Source organism: Pseudomonas urethralis (genome assembly GCF_021602465.1).
Taxonomy (GTDB): domain Bacteria; phylum Pseudomonadota; class Gammaproteobacteria; order Pseudomonadales; family Pseudomonadaceae; genus Aquipseudomonas; species Aquipseudomonas vlassakiae.
In genome coordinates this window covers 206437-225169 of the sequence record NZ_BQIJ01000004.1, presented here as the reverse complement: position 1 = coordinate 225169, position 18733 = coordinate 206437, and the positions used below count along the sequence as shown (strand labels likewise).

General features: G+C 61.1%; 30 protein-coding genes. 12 read left to right on the top strand and 18 right to left on the bottom strand.

Annotated features, from left to right (window positions below):
* Nucleotides 1–45 precede the first annotated feature (45 nt).
* Complete coding sequence (locus L6D64_RS08820; RefSeq protein ID WP_176506408.1) at nucleotides 46–1080, top strand: alpha/beta hydrolase family protein; 1035 nt, start codon at nucleotides 46–48, stop codon at nucleotides 1078–1080.
* Here the strand turns inward: L6D64_RS08820 and L6D64_RS08815 are convergent.
* The 4 genes from L6D64_RS08815 to L6D64_RS08800 form a co-directional block, all read right to left on the bottom strand.
* The gene (locus L6D64_RS08815) at nucleotides 1051–2244 is read right to left on the bottom strand and encodes an MFS transporter (RefSeq protein WP_176506407.1); all 1194 of its coding nucleotides are present in this window, start codon (nucleotides 2242–2244) and stop codon (nucleotides 1051–1053) included. The two genes, L6D64_RS08820 and L6D64_RS08815, sit on opposite strands and share 30 nt — an antisense overlap.
* A gap of 188 nt (nucleotides 2245–2432) precedes the next feature.
* A complete protein-coding gene (locus L6D64_RS08810) occupies nucleotides 2433–4019 on the bottom strand; it encodes an ABC-F family ATPase (protein ID WP_054886495.1) in 1587 nt (528 codons plus the stop codon).
* Nucleotides 4020–4031: 12 nt separating this feature from the next.
* Nucleotides 4032–5234, bottom strand: a complete 1203-nt coding sequence (locus L6D64_RS08805) for a tyrosine-type recombinase/integrase (RefSeq protein ID WP_176506406.1) — start codon at nucleotides 5232–5234, stop codon at nucleotides 4032–4034.
* A gap of 235 nt (nucleotides 5235–5469) precedes the next feature.
* Nucleotides 5470–5745, bottom strand: a complete 276-nt coding sequence (locus L6D64_RS08800; RefSeq protein ID WP_176506405.1) for a hypothetical protein — start codon at nucleotides 5743–5745, stop codon at nucleotides 5470–5472.
* Between the two features lie 190 nt (nucleotides 5746–5935).
* Between L6D64_RS08800 and L6D64_RS08795 the strand changes: the two genes are divergently transcribed.
* The gene (locus L6D64_RS08795; RefSeq protein WP_176506404.1) at nucleotides 5936–6556 is read left to right on the top strand and encodes a hypothetical protein; all 621 of its coding nucleotides are present in this window, start codon (nucleotides 5936–5938) and stop codon (nucleotides 6554–6556) included.
* Between the two features lie 79 nt (nucleotides 6557–6635).
* On the opposite strand, the gene L6D64_RS08790 is transcribed toward L6D64_RS08795, so the two are convergent.
* From L6D64_RS08790 to L6D64_RS08730, 14 genes are all read right to left on the bottom strand, one after another.
* On the bottom strand, nucleotides 6636–6851 hold the full coding sequence (locus tag L6D64_RS08790) for a hypothetical protein (protein WP_176506403.1): 216 nt from the start codon (nucleotides 6849–6851) through the stop codon (nucleotides 6636–6638).
* Entirely contained in the window at nucleotides 6848–7225 is a 378-nt protein-coding gene (locus L6D64_RS08785; protein WP_176506402.1) for a hypothetical protein, read from the bottom strand. The genes L6D64_RS08790 and L6D64_RS08785 overlap by 4 nt, the downstream gene beginning before the upstream one ends.
* Nucleotides 7222–7626 carry a hypothetical protein gene (locus tag L6D64_RS08780; RefSeq protein WP_176506401.1) on the bottom strand — a complete coding sequence of 135 codons (405 nt, stop codon included), beginning with the start codon at nucleotides 7624–7626 and terminating at the stop codon, nucleotides 7222–7224. The genes L6D64_RS08785 and L6D64_RS08780 overlap by 4 nt, the downstream gene beginning before the upstream one ends.
* Entirely contained in the window at nucleotides 7623–7844 is a 222-nt protein-coding gene (csrA, locus tag L6D64_RS08775; RefSeq protein WP_176506400.1) for a carbon storage regulator CsrA, read from the bottom strand. Before csrA ends, L6D64_RS08780 begins: the two co-directional genes overlap by 4 nt.
* A 114-nt stretch (nucleotides 7845–7958) precedes the next feature.
* A complete protein-coding gene (locus tag L6D64_RS08770; protein ID WP_176506399.1) occupies nucleotides 7959–8774 on the bottom strand; it encodes a DUF2303 family protein in 816 nt (271 codons plus the stop codon).
* A gap of 23 nt (nucleotides 8775–8797) precedes the next feature.
* Nucleotides 8798–9145: a hypothetical protein gene (locus L6D64_RS08765; RefSeq protein ID WP_176506398.1), complete on the bottom strand. Its 348-nt coding sequence runs from the start codon at nucleotides 9143–9145 to the stop codon at nucleotides 8798–8800.
* An 85-nt stretch (nucleotides 9146–9230) separates the two neighbouring features.
* The gene (locus tag L6D64_RS08760) at nucleotides 9231–9692 is read right to left on the bottom strand and encodes a hypothetical protein (protein ID WP_176506397.1); all 462 of its coding nucleotides are present in this window, start codon (nucleotides 9690–9692) and stop codon (nucleotides 9231–9233) included.
* Nucleotides 9689–9943, bottom strand: coding sequence for a hypothetical protein (locus L6D64_RS08755; RefSeq protein ID WP_176506396.1), 255 nt, complete (start codon nucleotides 9941–9943; stop codon nucleotides 9689–9691). Before L6D64_RS08755 ends, L6D64_RS08760 begins: the two co-directional genes overlap by 4 nt.
* Entirely contained in the window at nucleotides 9940–10281 is a 342-nt protein-coding gene (locus tag L6D64_RS08750; protein ID WP_176506395.1) for a hypothetical protein, read from the bottom strand. The genes L6D64_RS08755 and L6D64_RS08750 overlap by 4 nt, the downstream gene beginning before the upstream one ends.
* 198 nt (nucleotides 10282–10479) lie before the next feature.
* Nucleotides 10480–10680 (bottom strand): hypothetical protein, encoded by a 201-nt coding sequence (locus L6D64_RS08745; protein ID WP_176506394.1) that lies wholly within the window; start codon nucleotides 10678–10680, stop codon nucleotides 10480–10482.
* A 263-nt stretch (nucleotides 10681–10943) separates the two neighbouring features.
* Nucleotides 10944–11387, bottom strand: coding sequence for a tellurite resistance TerB family protein (locus tag L6D64_RS08740; RefSeq protein WP_176506393.1), 444 nt, complete (start codon nucleotides 11385–11387; stop codon nucleotides 10944–10946).
* Between the two features lie 166 nt (nucleotides 11388–11553).
* A complete protein-coding gene (locus tag L6D64_RS08735; protein WP_176506392.1) occupies nucleotides 11554–11925 on the bottom strand; it encodes a hypothetical protein in 372 nt (123 codons plus the stop codon).
* A gap of 287 nt (nucleotides 11926–12212) precedes the next feature.
* A complete protein-coding gene (locus L6D64_RS28450) occupies nucleotides 12213–12452 on the bottom strand; it encodes a DUF1654 domain-containing protein (protein ID WP_176506391.1) in 240 nt (79 codons plus the stop codon).
* 172 nt (nucleotides 12453–12624) lie between these two features.
* A complete protein-coding gene (locus tag L6D64_RS08730) occupies nucleotides 12625–13290 on the bottom strand; it encodes a LexA family protein (RefSeq protein WP_176506390.1) in 666 nt (221 codons plus the stop codon).
* Nucleotides 13291–13380: 90 nt separating this feature from the next.
* On the opposite strand from L6D64_RS08730, the gene L6D64_RS08725 reads away from it, so the two are divergent.
* From L6D64_RS08725 to L6D64_RS08685, 10 genes are all read left to right on the top strand, one after another.
* Complete coding sequence (locus L6D64_RS08725; protein ID WP_176506389.1) at nucleotides 13381–13593, top strand: transcriptional regulator; 213 nt, start codon at nucleotides 13381–13383, stop codon at nucleotides 13591–13593.
* Between the two features lie 64 nt (nucleotides 13594–13657).
* The gene (locus L6D64_RS08720) at nucleotides 13658–14080 is read left to right on the top strand and encodes a phage regulatory CII family protein (protein WP_176506388.1); all 423 of its coding nucleotides are present in this window, start codon (nucleotides 13658–13660) and stop codon (nucleotides 14078–14080) included.
* A 170-nt stretch (nucleotides 14081–14250) separates the two neighbouring features.
* Entirely contained in the window at nucleotides 14251–15144 is an 894-nt protein-coding gene (locus L6D64_RS08715) for a helix-turn-helix domain-containing protein (protein ID WP_176506387.1), read from the top strand.
* Nucleotides 15131–15943: a hypothetical protein gene (locus L6D64_RS08710; RefSeq protein ID WP_236192398.1), complete on the top strand. Its 813-nt coding sequence runs from the start codon at nucleotides 15131–15133 to the stop codon at nucleotides 15941–15943. Before L6D64_RS08715 ends, L6D64_RS08710 begins: the two co-directional genes overlap by 14 nt.
* 14 nt (nucleotides 15944–15957) lie before the next feature.
* Nucleotides 15958–16449, top strand: a complete 492-nt coding sequence (locus tag L6D64_RS08705) for a hypothetical protein (RefSeq protein WP_236192397.1) — start codon at nucleotides 15958–15960, stop codon at nucleotides 16447–16449.
* Nucleotides 16449–16679, top strand: a complete 231-nt coding sequence (locus L6D64_RS08700; protein WP_176506385.1) for a hypothetical protein — start codon at nucleotides 16449–16451, stop codon at nucleotides 16677–16679. The genes L6D64_RS08705 and L6D64_RS08700 overlap by 1 nt, the downstream gene beginning before the upstream one ends.
* The gene (locus tag L6D64_RS28300) at nucleotides 16676–16801 is read left to right on the top strand and encodes a hypothetical protein (RefSeq protein WP_276575168.1); all 126 of its coding nucleotides are present in this window, start codon (nucleotides 16676–16678) and stop codon (nucleotides 16799–16801) included. Before L6D64_RS08700 ends, L6D64_RS28300 begins: the two co-directional genes overlap by 4 nt.
* Entirely contained in the window at nucleotides 16798–17232 is a 435-nt protein-coding gene (locus L6D64_RS08695) for a VRR-NUC domain-containing protein (RefSeq protein ID WP_176506384.1), read from the top strand. The genes L6D64_RS28300 and L6D64_RS08695 overlap by 4 nt, the downstream gene beginning before the upstream one ends.
* Complete coding sequence (locus L6D64_RS08690; RefSeq protein ID WP_176506383.1) at nucleotides 17229–18527, top strand: tyrosine-type recombinase/integrase; 1299 nt, start codon at nucleotides 17229–17231, stop codon at nucleotides 18525–18527. Before L6D64_RS08695 ends, L6D64_RS08690 begins: the two co-directional genes overlap by 4 nt.
* Nucleotides 18524–18709, top strand: coding sequence for a hypothetical protein (locus L6D64_RS08685; protein WP_176506382.1), 186 nt, complete (start codon nucleotides 18524–18526; stop codon nucleotides 18707–18709). Before L6D64_RS08690 ends, L6D64_RS08685 begins: the two co-directional genes overlap by 4 nt.
* Nucleotides 18710–18733 lie beyond the last annotated feature (24 nt).

Sequence of the window (18733 nt, the reverse complement as noted above, 5' to 3'; positions counted from 1 at the left end):
TCTATGCTGACGCTATCCTGGTGCCTGCTGCGCGATAGCCGACCAATGAACACTCCCCGCTGTTTGCTGGCATTGCTGCTCGGTGGCCTGTTGAGCCAAGCCGAGGCCTCCCCTTGGGTTGCCGGTTTGCACCACATGACCCTGGATGACCCGGTCGATGCCCGGCCGATGCAGGCCTTGGCGTTCTATCCCTCCCAGGGTACGCCGCGTAACATCCGCATCGACGGTTACCCCATCGACGTCGCTGAAGAGGCCCCGGTCGCCCTTGGGCAGTTTCCGTTGCTGGTGCTGTCCCACGGCAACACTGGCAGCCCGCTGGCGCTGCATTACCTGGCCACGTCCCTGGCCCGGCAGGGCTTCGTCGTGGTGGCGGTCGTACACCCGGGCGACAACGCCCGCGACCACAGCCGCCTCGGCACGCTGAGCAATCTTTATGGTCGGCCCCTGCAGATCAGCGAGGCCATCACCTCGGCCCGTGAAGACGCGTTGCTCGGCCCTTACCTCAATGATGGCAAGGTCGGCGTGATCGGCTACTCGGCTGGCGGTGAAACCGCGTTGATCCTGTCTGGCGCCCAGCCCGACCTGGATCGCCTGCGCCGCTATTGCCTGGAGCGCCCCGGTGATGCCGATGCCTGCAAGACCCATGGCGTGCTGATTGCCGACCGCAGCGAGCTGGCGCCCAAGGCCGACCCCCGGGTAGGTGCGGTGATGCTGATGGCACCGCTGAGCCTGCTGTTTGGCCGCCATGCCCTGGCTGCTGTGAAGGTGCCTGCGCTGATCTACAGCGGCGACAGCGACCAGTTGGTGGCGGTGGACCGCAATGCCGAAGAACTGGCGCGCAAACTACCGATCACCCCTGATTACCGTTTGCTCGAGGGGGCCGGGCACTTCGTGTTCATGGCCCGCTGCGACGAGGAGCAGCATGCGCGCATGCCGGTGCTGTGCAAGGACGCCGAGGGTGTCGACCGGCGCCACATCCACCATTCACTGCAGCGCGACACGGCCGCGTTCTTCACCCAGGCCCTGGGCGCACCGGAGCCGGCCGAGCGTTCAGCCGCGGCGGCTGCGCCGCGCCAGTAGCAGTGTCAGGCCGACGCCGGCCAAGGCCAGCAGGGCTGCGACGCAGAAGATCCAGGCATACCCCAGGTGCACGGCCACCGCGCCCATCAACGGGCCGGCGATGGCCAGTGCCATGTCGAAGAACACAGCATAGGCCCCCAGCCCGGCGCCCCGGCTGCTGCTTGGCACGTGCTTGATGGCTTCGACGCCCAGTGCCGGATACACCAGCGACAGACCGAAGCCGGTCAGGCCGGCACCGACCATTGCCCAGGGCGGCGAGGGGGCCAGCCACAGCAGGCTCAGGCCGATCACTTCGGTGGCCATGCAGGCCATGGCCACGTTGTAGCCGCCGAAGCGGTTGACTGCATTGACGAACAACAGCCGAGAAATGATGAAGCACACGCCGAAGGCGCTCAGGCACCAGGCGGCGCCAACCCAGCCGCGTTCCAGGTAATAAAGGGTGACGAAGGTGGTCAGTGTGCCATAACCGATCGACGCCAGGGTCAGCCCCAGGCCGCAGGGCGCGACACGGCCAAAGGCCGACCAGAAGGGCAACCGTTCACCGCGCGTCACCACCACGTCGGGGCGTTTGCGCAGCACCAGCAACGCCAGCAGCGCCAGTACCAGCAGGGCAGGCCCAAGCAGGCTGAAACCCAGGCCAGCGACTGCCAGCACACCGACCGGCGCGCCGATGGCGATAGCCCCGTACGAGGCGATGCCATTCCACGAGATCACTCGCGCCGTGTGTTCCGGGCCGACGTGGCTGATACCCCAGCTCAAGGTCGCGACGCCGATCAGCCCCTGGGCCAGCCCTAGCAGCACCCGGCCACCGAGTAGCAGGGCCAGGCTCAGTAGCGGCGCGTTCAACGACCAGGCCGAAAGCAGCGTCAGCACCCCGCAACCAGCGATGCCCAGCAAGCCATAGCCAATGGCCTTCTTACCCCCCAGGGTATCGGCCACGCGACCGGCGAAAGGGCGGCTGAGCAGGGTCGAGAGGTACTGCAGGCCGATGGTCACCCCGGCAACCACCGCGCCGAAGCCCAGCTGGTCGTGCACATAGCCGGGCAGCACCGCGATTGGCAGGCCGATGCAGAGGAAGGCAATGAAGGTATAGAAGACGATCGACAGGATCTGCAGGGTAATGCTGAAGGTACTGCTGGCGGGGGCGGGTTGTTGCGCGGTCATGGGCACGTTCGCGGGCGGGCGGTTGGGCGTGCCCTAATCATGGCCGCTGCGCGAAGTAAATGAAAGCATGCTAACGAAATATTCGTCGGGGAGTGTCATCCAGTGACATGGACAGCGGCCTCTTCGCGGGTAAACCCGCGAAGAGGCCGGCCCAGCCACCACAAGGTGATCTGGCCAGCTCAGCTACCTCAGACCACAACACCCTGGCTACGCAGGTAGTCGTCATAAGTCCCGCTGAAGTCCACTACACCATCAGGGCTCAGCTCGATGATACGCGTCGCCAGCGACGACACGAACTCGCGGTCATGGCTGACGAACAGCAGGGTGCCCGGGTAGTTTTCCAGCGCCAGGTTCAGCGCTTCGATCGATTCCATGTCCAGGTGGTTGGTCGGTTCGTCCATCACCAGCACGTTCGGCTTCTGCAGGATCAGCTTGCCGAACAGCATGCGGCCTTGTTCACCACCTGAAATCACTTTCACCGACTTGAGGATCTCGTCGTTGGAGAACAGCATGCGCCCCAGGGTGCCGCGGATCACCTGCTCGCCGCTGGTCCACTGGCCCATCCAGTCGAACAGGGTCATGTCCTCTTCGAAATCGTGGGCATGGTCTTGGGCGTAGTAGCCCACCTCGGCGCTGTCGGTCCACTTGACCGAACCTGCATCCGGGGTCATCTCGCCGACCAGGGTGCGCAGCAGGGTGGTCTTGCCGATACCGTTGGGGCCAATGATCGCCACGCGCTCGCCCGCTTCGACGGTGATGTCGAAGTTCTTGAACAGCACCTTGTCATCGAAGGCTTTGGCCATCTTCTCGACGACTACCGCCTGGCGGTGCAGTTTCTTGTTCTGTTCGAAACGAATGAACGGGCTGACACGGCTCGAAGGCTTGACCTCGGCCAGCTGGATCTTGTCGATCTGCTTGGCACGCGAAGTCGCCTGCTTGGCTTTGGAGGCGTTGGCCGAGAAGCGGCTGACGAAGGTCTGCAGTTCGGCGATCTGGGCTTTCTTCTTGGCGTTGTCCGCAAGCAACTGCTCGCGCGACTGGGTGGCGGCGGTCATGTACTCGTCGTAGTTGCCCGGGAACAGGCGCAGCTCACCGTAGTCCAGGTCGGCCATGTGCGTGCACACGCTGTTGAGGAAGTGCCGGTCGTGGGAAATGATGATCATGGTGCTGTTACGCGCCGTGAGAATGTTTTCCAGCCAGCGGATGGTGTTGATATCCAGGTGGTTGGTCGGTTCGTCCAGCAGCAGCACGTCCGGGTCCGAGAACAGTGCCTGGGCCAGCAGTACCCGCAGCTTCCAGCCCGGTGCCACTTCGCTCATCGGGCCAAAGTGCTGTTCCAGCGGAATACCCAGGCCGAGCAGCAGCTCACCGGCGCGGGATTCGGCGGTGTAGCCGTCCATTTCGGCGAATTCGGTTTCCAGCTCGGCGACGGCCATGCCGTCTTCCTCGGTCATTTCCGGCAGCGAGTAGATACGGTCGCGCTCGGCCTTGACCTTCCACAGCTGGCCGTGGCCCATGATCACGGTGTCGATCACGGTGAATTCTTCGTAGGCAAACTGGTCCTGGCGCAGTTTGCCCAGGCGGGTGTTCGGCTCGAGCATGACTTGGCCGCCGGACGGCTCCAGGTCGCCGCCGAGGATCTTCATGAAGGTCGACTTGCCGCAACCGTTGGCACCAATCAGGCCATAGCGGTTGCCGTTGTTGAATTTGACCGAAACGTTTTCGAACAGCGGCTTGGAGCCGAACTGCATGGTGATATTAGCGGTGGAGATCAAAGGGCTTACCTATCAGGGGTTTACGGTATCGCCTTTTGCCGCTGGGACCAATTTGGGACCAATCTGGAGCTTTTCCAGTTCCTGCCAATCGTTGGATGAGTTAATCCAACGTGCATAAGTGGAAAGAAGCATCTGGACGCTGTGTCCCAGCTGCTGGGCGATGAATGCAGGGTTAATGCCAGACATTAGGCATATTGTGGCATAGGTGTGCCGGCAGTTATACGGCGGTCGATGACGCAGCCCTAGGGCCTTGATGACCGGTCGCCATTGGTGGTGCAAATCTGACGTTTGCTTGACGTATTCACCGTTTTTCCCGGGCGGGAACACATAGGGCGAGTTGGTGAACTGGCCTTTCCCGCTCCTACGGCGTTCCGCATAGCCCTGCGCAAACTCGATGGCATGCATAGACCGCGAGTTCAGCAGCACAAACCGGTCGCGCCCGGTCTTCGTCCGTTCCTCGACCACGCCCAGGGCGACGGTGCGCCGAACGTGCGCGGTCTTCTTGACCAGGTCCACCGCATCCCAGCGCAGCGCCAGCGCCTCGGACAGGCGCAGGCCGGTGAAGAACACGAATTCAAAGAACGCGGCGTAAATCTGGCTTGGCCAGTGCGGGTGTTCGTACAGCTTCGCCACAATGGCGTTTGCTTCGTCCAGGGTGAAAGGGTCGACCTCTTTCCTGGTCCTGCCAGGCAGTTGCAGTGATTCGGCCGGGTTGCGCGGTATCAGCCCGTCCTGGACGGCTGACCGGAGAATGGTTGACAGCTTGACCATCGCGTTTCGCTTCACCGCCGGCGATGTCCAGTCGGTGGATGCGAGCATGCGACGCAGTAGGGTGGTTGTGATCAGGTCAATTCGCACCAGGGCAAGGTGGGGCACCAGGTACATATTCAGCACGCTTTTGTAGTTGAGCCGTGTTCCTGCCGCGATTTCCCGGCTGTCGAGCCAGAGCTGGGCGTATTCGCCGAAGGAAGGGATTCCGCCGACTGCCATATCGGAGCTGGGGAACAGCTCCGCGTATTTGTCCAGGTCCAGCAGGTTCAACTTGATCAGGCTCATTACCTGATCGCGAAGCTGGGATGCAGCTTTGATGCCCTTTTGTGTCGGGGGATAGGGAAGCGTTTCGCTACGTCTGCTACCTTCCCAGGAGAATCGGAGCCGTAACGACCCGTGGTGTACGTCGATTCCTGGGGGTAGGTCCATTGGCTTTCCAGCCATTCGTCATACCTTTTTTTGCTGTAGATGATTCGCCCGCCGTGTTTCATCCAGACGCCTTCGGGGATCTGCCCGCGCGCGCGGCGACCTTGCAATGCCCGGACGGTGACGCCCAGCACAGTGGCCATCAGGGCTTCGCTGATCTTGTCGATGTCGTGCGCTTCGGTTTCGGTCATGTTTCCTCGATACGCCTGGGCGGCGGATGTTGATCTAAGTTGGCGGACCGCCGGCGACGGCCCTACATAATCCATCCCTGGCGGCGGCCGCTGCTGGGCGACCAGGCCGAATCAACCGGCGACGCGCCGGCCTGTGGCTGTGGTGCTGGCGCCTGGGCGCCGATGGCGCACCGATAGGCTTTGTCTGCGCTGTAGAACACGCCGAAGCGCTGGCAGTCGCGGGCGATGCTGTGGTGGGCGTAGAACCACCCGCCAGCGGCGCCCAGGGCCGCTACAATCGCCCAGGCTCCCAGGTCGGCGCGGATGCCTTCCAAGGTGTTCCACTGGGCCAGGCTCATGGCGTCACCCGAGCGAGCGCCGCGCGCATCTGCCAGCCCTCATAGGCGGCCTGTGACTGACGCGATTTGCAAAGTAGAGCCGCCTTGACTGGAGTCACGTTGGCGATCACTGTTTTACTGAACCGGTTTCCTATGGGCATTGAACTTCCTTCAGAGTATTCTTCCCCCTTCGTACAGCTAGGAGGGTGTGATGGAAAAACTTGAATTGACGGTTGAGGCTGTAAAACTCAATCAGACGGGACTATTACAAGGAAGCCTTGCCTCGACCGGTGAGAAGCAGAGCCCTGTGTATCTTAATGTCGACACCGGCATCGATTACGCCGCGATTGTCACTGCTGCTTTAAGCTTTTTAGTGGCCATCATTGTTGCAAGGTTTACTGTTGGCGTGCAGCAGAACCAGATTCAGGCAAATATAAGTAACTTTAGGCATCAGTGGATGGTTGAATTGCGCGAGTGTGCGTCAGAACTGGTCCAACTCATGGCACTCATGATAAATGGTTCAGCCAAGACCGCGGGGTACAAGCCTGGTGCCCTTTATACTACGCACTACTCAAGAGCCATGCAGCTCCGCTCAAAGATTGACCTCTTATTGAGTCGTGACGACGATCAGAGTTATACAGCGCGGAAGTACTGTGGTGACCTCTTAGATAAAATCAATTTGCTCCCTCATGGATCAAATATTGATAACATAATTGCCGATATGGTGCATTTTCAAAATCTCATCCGGCATGAGCTCGAAGAGGCATGGAAAGACACAAAGAATGATCTTGGAATAAACAGAAAAGTGTTTGGATTCCGACTGTTTAAATGAATTCTCAGTTGGCTGGTGTTCCAACTAGATAGGTAAATGACGCGGCCCAGTGCGCCTGGAGGTATGTCCTAGGCTGCGGTCATTCGTTGGTCTCATTCATAAAGACCGCGATGCGGTCGGCGTTGACGGTCGTAACAGTGGCGCTACAGGTATTGCAGCCGAAGACAAACAGGCAGGTCACATCGTCCAGGCGCAGGCGTCCGTTTTGGACGCCCGAAGTTGTTGTCTGCTGGGTGAACCAGGACAGATCGGTACCGCCGCATTCCTGGCACTTGGCTTTCCCGTCTGGCGTCATGCTGTGCGCTCCTGGTCGGTCGATACCGAGTCATAGCCAGCCAGCATCGCGGTGATTTGCGCGTCGGTGAGGCGGTCGGTTCTGTAGGTCAGCGATTTGAAGCGGTCGCGATTCTCGCTGGTGCGGATGCGTTCCTTTATCAGGTCAGTGACTGGCTCAATCTTCGGGGTGTAGCTCTTTCCTACCATCACTCCGCCAGATTTCCGGTACCGTTGGCCGTAGTGGCTAACGATGATCTGCGTACCGGTGAGGCGGACCACCTGCGCCAACAAGTAGCGCGACCGGCCGGCGGTGGTGCCGTCGTAAATTGCCACCTGCTCGCCGGGCTGGAGGCTGGCCAGCCATTGCTGGCGGGCCTCATATTCCTGGTTCATGCGACCCCCAAAAGGCGGTGGCCTTCGGTATGGCGCGCGATGTCTATCTGGTCGTAAAGCGCATCGACTTTCTTCTGCCGGCGCTCCAGCGCTTCCCACTCTTTCGAGTTCCGCGCCGCGCGCTCGTTGAAGGCGGTTATCTGGTCCAGAATCTTGAGTTTCTTTTTCCGGTCTGGCTCCTGGTTGTACTGCGACCAGAGCCGATCCCGCTGGCCCAGGTCCATGGCATTCAGTTCCTTGAGCGCTTCGGCCCTGTCGGCTTCGAGCTTCCCGGAAAGCCGGAGCCAGCGGATGTACAGCACGTCACTGCGCTTTGGCCGGCCGAAACAAAACTGGCGGATCCAGTCCACCAGTTCGCCTTTGGACATATCGTCCAGGATGTCGGGGGCTTTCGGTTTCATTCCTGCTCCAGCTCCCGCGCTGGCGCCGATTCGTCGGCGTTATCAGGCTTCGGCATGCCGGCCTGAATTCGGTTGTAAATTTCCTCACGGTGGACCGCTACAGACTTCGGCGCGGTGACGCCGATGCGAACCTGGCAGCCATTCACCCCCAGCACGGTGACGGTGATGTCGTCGTTTATGCGGATGGTTTCGCCGATTCTTCTGGTCAAAATGAGCAACGTTCAATTCCTTATGTTTCGAGAGTAGGAGCGGCACTAGGAGGATTCCCGGTGCCGGGGAACAGCAGGTGGGGCAGGCTGGCGCCAGCCGGTCGTGGCCGGCGCCGGTGGTGATCAGCGCGGGTCGAAAGCGCCCAGGCGCAGGGTGGCTTTGCCGTCTACCGCATCCAGCAGAACGCCCTTGAACTCCTGGGCGATTTCTTCACGCTGGGCCGCTTCGCCGATCCAGCGCAGCACCAGGGCAGGCTCCCGGCCGCTGGTGATCACGGACAGGCGCAGCACGAATTCACGACTGGTCAGGCCCTCATAGGGCGAGGTGGTGAACACCAGGTTGGCGGGCAGCGTGTCTTTGCTGCTGGCTTCGATCTGGTCCATGGCGCTGCGGCTTGCGGCCACTTCGGAGACGGCGTGATCGCTTTCGGAAATCGACTTGATGGTGATGTTTCGAACAGCGGTCACTACCTTGGCCACGCTCATTGCCTGGCCGGCGGCGTCGAAGCCTTGAATGTTCTGGTTCCAGTCTTCGATCCAGTCGGACAGGTCGCGCTGACCCATGCGGCGGCCGGCAATCTCCTGCACCGCGTTGAAACCGACGGTCGCCTTGAGGCGCAGCGATGCCTTGTCATCGGCGTGGCCTGGGGAGTCCTGGTTGCCCAGGTTGAAGAACACCAGCGATGACATCGCGTCCTGATCGATAAAGCCCTGGGTTTCGTCGTTGCCGCGCTCCTGGACATAGGCGCCGAAGTCGGCCAGCGAGGTGGTGGTGAAGGTGCCACGGAAACGCGAGCGGCCGGCCTGGTAGCTTTCCAGGTTCACCACTTTGGTGGCCTCGGGCAGCAGGGCGGTAGGCGTGTGGGTCGGCAGGGCGTTGCCAGCAGCGCCCAGCGCCGCATCGATCACCAGTTGCAGCGCTTCTTTGGAAAGGGACATCGGGGTAACTCCTGTGGGTGGTGTTAGGTGCGTTGTGGAACTGGGGCCTGGTCACGGGTGAACAGCTGGTCAACCTTTTCAGGGAATAGGGTCAGCTTTCCGCCGGTACCGACGTGCATCGGGGTATCCAGGCTGGTGTTTTCGCTGCGGTCGCCGCGCTTCGTCGGCACCTTGTATGCCAGCTTGTGCTTGACCTTGACCTGGTGCGTTTCGCCGATCTGCGAAATGTCGAAGGTGATGGAGATTTTCCCGGCCTTGCCGTTGTTCACGACGCCGGCGGCGACTTCGGAAAGGGCATGGCCGATCTGGCTGGCGAAGGCGCCGGCGTTCAATTCTTCGAGGAATTCGGCGGCGTTGGTTGGGGTGGACATTGCATTGTCTCCGGCGCGGCCAGGCCGCTGGGTGGTAGTTGGATATGGTGCTGGCGCCGCTTGCGGGCGCGCTGTCGAAAGCGTTTCAAGCTGGAACCTTGGCCTGGCGCCAGACGCCGACCGACTCAAACAGGGCGGCCGCCTGGGCTTCGGGGATCATCACGAGAGTGGGAACGGCCAGCCAGCCCATCGCTACGCGGTGGTTTGGGTTACAGCCGTCCCGCAATTCGTTGTAGAAATGTTCGATCACGTCGTTGAGCGAGTCGGTGCGGTACATGCCCACGGGGTTAATTTCCTGGGATTTCATGTAGCGAGCGCCGAACTCATCAACGCAAAACGCGGCGATGTACACGGTCCAGCGGTGGGGCAGGTCGCAAAGCGCGTCCGCCACCAGGCGGTTTCGGATCTGCCGGCATTTGCGCCAGTCGACCATCACCTGGAGGCCGCTGGGATCGATGGCGACCACGGCGGCGTTATTGGTGATGATCAGCGACCGCGCGGCCCGGTCCATCCGGCGTTGGAAGTTGTGGGCCTTGCGCTTACTCATCGGCGCTCCTGGGCCATCCGGTGAACGTCGGCCTGGGTGATACCGAGGCGGGCAGCAATGCGCTTGATGCCAACGCCCTTGTCCATCAGCTGGACCACGCGGGCCGAAATGCTGGGCGGTGTGCGGCTGAGCGAAAATTCCCGGCGCGCCGGTGGTGGTTGATAGCTGTAACCCTCAACCGGGGTGATCACCCCGCCGCGCGCAAAGAACGCGGCTTTTGCTGCTTCCAAGCCTTCTGCATCGCGGATCATTTGGACACCTTCACGGCGAACACAATCAGGATCAGGGCGAACAAGGAAACCCAGCGCGTGGCGCGCTCGCCGATGGCTTTGGCTGTGAATGCGGAATCGGCGGCCGGCGCGCGGCGCGGAAAGATCCGGTCCAGCTTTTCGGCGTACTTCACCGCCTCAATGTGGGTTTTGTTCTGGCCTACCAGGCGGTTGTGATCAGCCGACACCACCGACCACCCGCCACCGGGGCTGGCCAGTACCTGGAACCGGGATTTGCTGCGGAATTCCTCGGTGGCCAGGATGACTTGCTGGCGCAGGGATTGGCGTTCCGCTTGGGCTTTGCGAATTTGTTCGAACACGGGCGAATCTCCATATCAGGCGGTGATGTCGGTAATGGGGCAAACCTCATTGGCCAGGCGCCAGCCGGCCGGCTGCTACCAGATGGGGGATGGAATACCCGCCTGGCGCCTGCCAATGAAGTCTGAAAAAGGGGGAGGGAAGGCCCCGCATTGCGCGGGGCCTGGATTGGCGCTAGAGGCGCGCCGGAACAGCTCGGATCAATATTTTGGGGTGAGCCACACGCTTTGGCCGTCGCAAACGTATTTGTAGGCCAGCTTTCCTTTCCGGGTCATGCGTGCCGGCGCCCCTTCGATGGCGCGGCACTTTGCCGGATCGACAGCAGCAACGCGCTTATGTGGAAGGGGGGTGCACCCTGCCAGGGCAGCGATCAGAAAAAGCAACGGTTTGTTTTTATACACCAGGTCAATTCCTTATCTTTGAACCAATCACCCAGTCATCGGATGATTGGGCGTGAGGATAAGCTATTGACTGGCCATCACTTGCTTTCTAGGGAGCCAACCGGATGGCGTCTTGATGAAACAGCCCATGAATGTGACGTACTTCACGGTTTGTTCGGCCTGGTAGCCGTAGTAAGAACAGCTTAACCGACTACCTCCGCTGCTGATCGCGGCGATGGCCAGAGCGCCACCGGCGACCACCAGCGCCAGCTTTCGGCCGGGCGTCAACCTTCGATCCCGAAGTCAGCCAGGCGCAGGCCCAGCAGGCGACCAACTTCGGCCAGCACCTTGAGTTCGCCTGCTTCGATTTCGCCGTCTGCTTCGGCAATGGTCAGCATGTTTACAAACACTTCCTCCGCGTCCAGCGGGTTGTCCTTGATGTCGCCGATTTCGCGCATGATGTTCATGCGGCCGACGCGGAAACCGGCATTCAATTGCTCGGTGAAGCGGCCCAGGGTTACGGTGATTTCAGCGCCGAAATGCTCCAGGTTCTTGTTCGAGCGAATCAGCTGGTCGATCTTTTCCAGCTCGCTCTTGGAAATCTCGCCATCAGCCGCGGCGACCAGGATGCACGCACCCACAATGGCTTCCATGAGCTGACGGTTTTCTACCTTTTTCAGCTCGACTTTCGCCTTGCCGAATTTCTTGCCCAGCAACTTGCCAAACATGGCGTTTCCTCTTTGGTGATTTCCCGGCAAGCCCTGTTCCCAAGGCTTGCGAGTGAAATCAGTGATCAAATCAACGAGTGCCACACAGCAACCGATCAGGCCGACGACCAGGGCAAGCAAAAAGAGCTTGGCGCCCAGGGTGAAACGAATTCGTGACGGCATGCGCTTACTTGCCCGAGCGGAAAGACGGCATTGGGGAGTTGTAAAGCTTCTCCAGCGTGTCGTCGTCGAGGCTGGCGACCCACGCCCCCATATCGTCCCAAGGGCGCGAAAATGCGGCGCTCAGCTTGTTCATTCGCGCGGCCACTTCGGCTTCCATTTCCGCCCGTGTCGCTGGCTTGGCTGGCTTTTCAGCCTGTTTTGCGACCAGTGCCTGGTGGCATTCCTCAAACTTGGCCAGCAGCTTTGCCCGAGCTTCGGCAGATGGGAGCGCGCCGAACAGCTCGACCATCGCGTCTTCGAGGTAGCCCCGGACTCGGTAGGGTTTGCCGTTAATTACCGCGCCGCCGGTGATGAAATTGCTTGTCTTGATGAACATCGGTTTTCCTTGGCTGGATGATTTCCCGGCAGCGACTCTTGGGAATCGCTGCGAGTGAAATCTGTGCGGACGCTTTAGCTTTCTCACCACCGGCCTGGCCGGTACGTCGCGTGGGGTTCGTCTGGTTTTGAAAGAGCGCGGGCCTTCGCCCCTGCCACCGGATGCTGCCTGGTGGCGGAGCGAAATATAAGGTGCATTATATGAATGCGTCAATAAGTCAGCTTATAAAAATATTCTGGCCAAAAAAAAGCCCGCGTATGGCGGGCGGGGTAGCGGGCGAGTGCGGCCTAGATGAAATCGGCCCAGTTTATGAGAACCTGGCAGTCGCTGATGAATTGCAGGGTGACGCCGGCCGTAGCGGACAGGTTTCGTATAAGCCGCTGCCAATCGTCCGGGTTTTCACTGGGCCGGCGAGCGACGACGGCGGCCCGTATCTTGCGAGAGTGAGGGCTTGCCACAATGCGGGCAACACGGTCGAGAAGGAGGTTATAGGTTCGTGCAGCGGGGGATCTATCTGGGCGCAACATCTTGTAAATCGTCCGATGAATCTATCTGTATGCAGACGGTAATAACGCCGAAGGTGCCCCCGCAATGCTGGCGCGGCATGAAATTTCCTGATGCGCCATCACCTGCGGCAATGCGCCGCAACAGGGCACAAAAAAACCCGCCGAAGCGGGTTTTCTGCACAAAATCAGTGCGTTACGGAAGGGTGCCCATGACGCGGACGGCCACTCCGATGATTCGGCAATCGTCACCGCAAGGGATCATCTTGTAATCAGGGTTCAACGGTTTCAGGTACCTGACGCCGCCATCTTCCACCAGTTTTTTAAACGTCGCCTCATTGCTGGAACTGAGCTTGGCAACTACCAGCTTTCCTGGGCGCGCTTCGGCTTCGGTATCAACCAGGATCAGCATGCCCTCGGGAATGCTGGTGCCGATTGGCGCTGTCATTGAGTCGCCGCGCACCTCAAGCCAGAAGGCGGCGCCTTTCGAGTTGTAGTCTGACAATTCGTATCTATCCGCGAATCCGTCAGTGAACGGTTCGCATGCTTCGACCCAATCACCCGCCTGGACCCAGCTGATTACAGGGTAGCGGTATGCCATATCCGGTTGGGGAGTGTCGGCCACGCTGGGGGCAGGGGCCTGCGCTGCACCGACTTCCATCGGGCCTTTGCCCTCTGCAAGCCATAGCCAATTCACGCCGCAAACGTGGGCGATCTTGGCTAAATGGGTGCTTTGCTGGTTTTTCCCTGTTTCGAGCTGGGAAATAACGGGCTGCTCGATTCCTACCATGGAAGCGAGAGCTTTCTGGGTCAGTTGGCATTTTTGGCGCGCCATCTTGATGCGCTGGGCGAGTGTGTTCATCAAATCCATCGTATAAGGGCGCTAATAGCATTGCAAATAAGACGCCGCATAAATAATCTATAAGCCGCCTTATTCTTCAAGTGGCTTGACATGACCCCCATTCAAACCTTGGTTCGCCATTTTGGCGGCCAATCCAAAACGGCCCAGGCCCTCGGGGTATCCCAGCCTGCGGTATCCCACTGGCTCGCCGGTACGCATCGGATGAGCGCAGCTAGCGCCTTCAAGGCTGAAGAACTGACCGGGGGGCTTGTCTCCGCCAAGGAGCTGTGTTCGCCGGTCCCTGACGAATCAGGCCCCGCTTAACGCTGGAACCATTCTCCAGAACCTGGCCCGACGCCACCACTGAAAAACCGCCTGAGATTTTCATATGTATGAATTCTTGAAGTCCCTACACACGGCCGTCCTGGACAGCAATGCCAAGGAAGTGGCTCCAAAAATGCGGCTGTCACATACCGGCCTGCTGGGTCGCGCCAATCCCGACAACGACGCCGCGCACCTTCGCGCCGAGCACGTTTTTGAAATCCTGGAGCACACAGGCGATATGCGTCCGCTGGCTGTCCTGGCCAACGCATTCGGCTTCGACCTGGTAGCGCGCGAACAGCCGCAACCACAAGCGCTTACCGCGTCCCTGATGACCGTCGCCAAAGAGGTTGCAGAACTGACGGTCGCTGTCCACGCCGCGCTTGAGGACAACTTTGTGAGCAGCACCGAGAAGAAACACATTGCCCAGGAAATTGAGCACGTGCGCGAGGGCCTGCGGGTCATGGCCGCGTCGGTTACGGCCGCTTGACCTGAGCGCTACCACTTTTCTCAAGGCGAAAAAAAACCGCCGGCTAGGGCGGTTTTCGTACAGCTGAACAACTAGAGATGTTCGAGGCCGATTATGGCGTATAGCCAGAACCAGATTCAACCCCCCGGAATTCCCGCAATGCCATATCACCTTTTCGAGGGGGCGCACCAATGAGCATTCGCCGCGTCAAGCGCCCTGATCGGTACACCGTAGTTTCCAACCGCGTGTTTGATTCAAATCTGAGCTTTCGCGCTGTGGGTCTGCTGGCATACCTACTGAGCAAGCCCGACAACTGGGAGGTATCCGTGGCCCAGTTGGTGAAGGTGAGCGCCACCACTGCGCGTCCAGATGGACGCGATAGCGTGTATTCGATCTTGGGCGAGCTGATCGCCGCCGGCTACGTCACCCGCCACCAGGCCAGGAAGGGTGGAAAGCTGAGCGGTTATGACTATGACGTGTTCGACGAACCCCAGGAGCCAGCACCGTGTACGGATCTGCCGGAAACAGAGCCACCGTGTACGGATTTGCCGGATACGGCGCCACCGTATACGGCGCCACCGTATACGGCAGAGCCGACACTAATAAATACTGAAAATCAACTAGTACCGAAGGTACAAAATACTGTCATTGCAGCGTCGTGCGACGCCGCCGCCCTGGAGGGTCAGCTGGTCGACGCCAGCCCGAAAGACATCCAGGCCCTTTGCCGCGAAACCTGGACCCGGTACGCCGCCGCCTACCACCAGCGCCACGGCGTAATGCCGCCGCGAAATCAGAAAGTGAACTCCCTGGTTAAAAACCTGGTCAAGCGGCTGGGCGCCGAGGCTGCGCCCGTCGCGGAATATTTCGTGGGGATCAATGACCGGTATTTGATCCGCAACTACCACGACTTGGGATCGCTGCTGGCCAAGTGCGAGGGCTACCACACGCAATGGGCGACGAATAGCCAGATGAACGCTACCACCGCCCAGCAGCTGGAGCGGACCCAGGCGAACATGAACGCAGGCCTGGAGGCGGCCCGCCAGATCCGCGAGCGGAACGGGGAACGCTTGAATGAGTTTTTCTAACCGCATGGACGCCGGCCAGATCGAGCGGCTGGCGCTGGCTATTGCCGCCACGGCTGAAACCCTGGGTCAAATCGTCACCAGCACCGCCGCCAACATGATGGCCGACGACCTGGCCGACTACGAACCGGGCGCCGTGCGCGCCGCGCTCAAGACTTGCCGACGCGATCTGAAAGGCCAGCTGACATTGGGGGCGATCCTAGATCGAGTTCACGCCACCGATGGCCGCCCAGGCAGGGATGAAGCCTGGGCCATCGCCCTGAGCGCCAGCGACGAATACGCAACCGTCGTGCTGACCCAGGAGATTCGCGGGGCAATGGCGGCGTCGGCGCCGGTGCTGGCCGCCGGCGATAAGATCGGCGCCAGAATGGCGTTCCTCTCGGCATACGACCGCCTTGTTTCCGCTGCGCGCGCCACCGCCACCCCTGCGCAGTGGGAGGTTTCACTGGGGCAAGACCCTACCGGCCGCGCCATCGCCATCGAGCAGGCGGTTCGGGCGGGGCTGTTGCCGCAAGAACGCGCGAACCTGTACCTGGATCAGCTCGCCATCAAGCCCGCCGCGATCACCCAGGACGGCCACGCCATTGCCGGCCTGATCAAGGGCGAGGTTCGACCGGCGAGCGCCGATGTTCGCCGCCGCCTGGATGGCATCCGCCATCAGATCAAGCAAAACCAGCAGGATGCCGAGCGCCGCCGCCGAAAGCAGGGGCAGCGCGACCGCGTGGATACCTACCTGGGCAAGCGCAGGCTGCGCGCCGCCCTTGCCGAATCGCCAATCTCCGAGGTGCACGAATGCCAATGAGCGAAACGCGGCTGATGAAGCTGCTGGAAGGGCAGTCATCAACCGCAAACAAGATTTTTCGGTTTGTCCCGATCCAGGAAGCATGGGACAGCCAAGAGATTCACCGCGCCGCGATGGTCGCCGGCGTTACCACCGTCACCAGTCACGCTATCCGGCGTGGCCTGGGCGAGCTGTCCGATGCCGGCGCCATCCGTGAACCACGGCCTGGCTATTTCCAGCGCGACGCAGTGACCCCGAAACAGAACCAGGAGCGCGACAAGATGGCCAAGCCAGCAGCAAAACCCAAGACCACCCAGGAGCAGCCCGCCGGTACGCTCGACGTTCTGGCCAGCCTTTCCGCCGATGTCATCAGCCTGGGCGAAGAAATGGGCAAACGCCTGAAAGTCCTGGCCGCCCGGATTGACGACGCCGCGCTGGCGGTCGAGGCCGAGCGCGAGGCCAACGCCGAAGCATCGTCGGAGCTTCGCCAGCTCCAGGCCATGCTGAAAAAACTGGCAGGTGTTTGATGGGCCGCCAGGGTTTCCCGATCAACGTACCGGTACCAGCTGACTACCGATACGCGGTCTATTGCGGGTCCACGCTGGTGGGCCTGCGCCATGACCCGGAGGACGCCGTGGCGTTGTTCAAGGACAAGCGCCCGGCCGAGATTTTCGGCGGCCAGATGTGGCCAGGTACTTTCGCGGTGATCGACCTGGAGAGCTACCGCAACGACGACCAGGAGCAGGTCGACCGATGAAAGACTGGTCTGCACTTGCCTGGATCATGGCGTCCACGCTGGGCGCGCTGGTGTTCGAAATCGCCGTTCTTGAGCTGGGGCGCGCATATCGCCGCTTGCGCAAGCGCTGGGGGCAGCGGTGAAGGCCGCCGCCCTGAAAGGGTTTGGAGCAAGGAAGCCGAGAGCAAAACGAATCGACCGGGAAGGCCAGGAACAATCCGCGCTGGTCCAGGAATTCGATCTGCGGTACCCGCGCTATTCGCGGTTGCTGTACCACGTCCCGAACGGTGGCCACCGCCACAAGGCTACCGCCGGCAAGCTGAAATCCCAGGGCGTCCGCGCTGGGATCCCCGACCTGGTGCTGGCTGTGGCACGCGGCGGGTATTTCGGGCTGTACATCGAGTTCAAGGCCCGGCCGCCGTATGACGCCGATGTGAGCCCGTCCCAATACGCCTGCATTCAGGCCCTGAACGATGAGGGATATCTGGCCGTGGTTTGCCGCGGCTCATTCGATGCGATGGAAGCGATCCGGGCCTACCTGATTCAACCCCCTACGCTAAGGGCCGTTCCATGAGTTTCACCGTTTCAGTGAAGTTTTCCGATGCCGAGGTGCGCCGCCAGGCTGCCCGGGCGGAGGTGCGCGACCTGCGCGACCCGCGACACCCCGGTCTGTACCTGCGCCTATGGCAGAACCGCGAGCGCGGCACCTGGTACCTGGTTCGCGGGAAAGTTTGGTTGCAGATCGCGCGCTGGCCTGACGTGGGCGTTTCTGCGCTCCTGGGCGAGCTGCCAGCGATTCAGCTTCGCCTGGCGCGTGATCCTGCCGCCAGCGCGCGCGCCGGGGAGCTGGCCACCGCCGGCGCGGTCCTGGACTGGTACGGCGACCGGGCCGCCCGTGACCGCACCTTGTCGACCAAACGCAAAATGGCCGTTCGGACTGTGATCGGCTGCCACCTACGCCCGCGCCTGGGTGATACCCCTGTGCTGATGCTGTCCCGTGCTGTCCTGGACCGGGATTTGGTGTGGCCGCTCCAGGAGCAGCTTTCGGTTTCCTACGTTCGGCAAATCCTGGTGCTGCTGCTGACCGCATTTCGCAAGGCGCACAAGGTTGGCCAGATCAGCACCAATCCGCTGGAGGGGCTGCGGTTTGTCGATTTCATCCAGGCCAAGATCCCGCCGAAACCTGCCCGGCTGCGCGGCGTGCAACTTCGCGACCTGCTGGCCCAGCTGGCTGCCGTGTTCGACCAGGAGCCAGCCGACGCGATGCTGGCGCTGATGATGCTGTGCCACGGCACGCGAGTGGGGGAAACCCGGCAAGCCCGCTGGCCTGAAATCTCATTGGCAGATGGCGAGTGGTTCATTCCAGCCGAGCGCACCAAAACCCGAACTGAACACCGCGTGCCACTGACGGCCCAGGCATGTGCCCTTCTGGCTCGCTACAGGGCCACCCAGAACGCGAAAGGCTATGACGGGGTGTATCTGTTCCCGTCGAAGCGGAAAAGCGCTCTGAGCGAAAGCCAGGCCAGCCAGGCGTTCGTTCGCCTCGGGCAGGGGGAGTGGACAAGCCACGACCTGCGCAAAGTGGCGCGCACCGGGTGGACCGACCTTGGCATTGACGCCCATATCGGTGAGCTGCTGCTGAACCACACGCTGGGCAAGATCGCCGGCGCCTACATCAACACCCGGGCGCGCAACCAGCGAATGGAAGCGCTGGAGAAGTGGCATGCATGGTTAGACGGCCTCGGATTCGAGCAGATTCACGGGTCGACCGATGCCCAATCGGACAGCCCTACAGAAACGCTACAACCCAGTAATAGCGCGGCCTGCGCCGTAGGTTCTGACTTTGCACCGGGCGAGAATTCAAAATGACGAATGAAAGCATTTTCACAGCAACCGTGACCGAATGGCAGGCCTACGCGATGTTGCTGGGCGGCGTGGCAGCGGGTTCCGCCAGCACCGCTTGGGGCACGGCCATCGCTACGGCCATCGTGCTGGTGGTTGGGTACGGCATCGAGCGGATCGCCACCGCCCGCCGTAAGGTTTTGAAATGAGAGGTCGAGGCAAATCCCGAATGC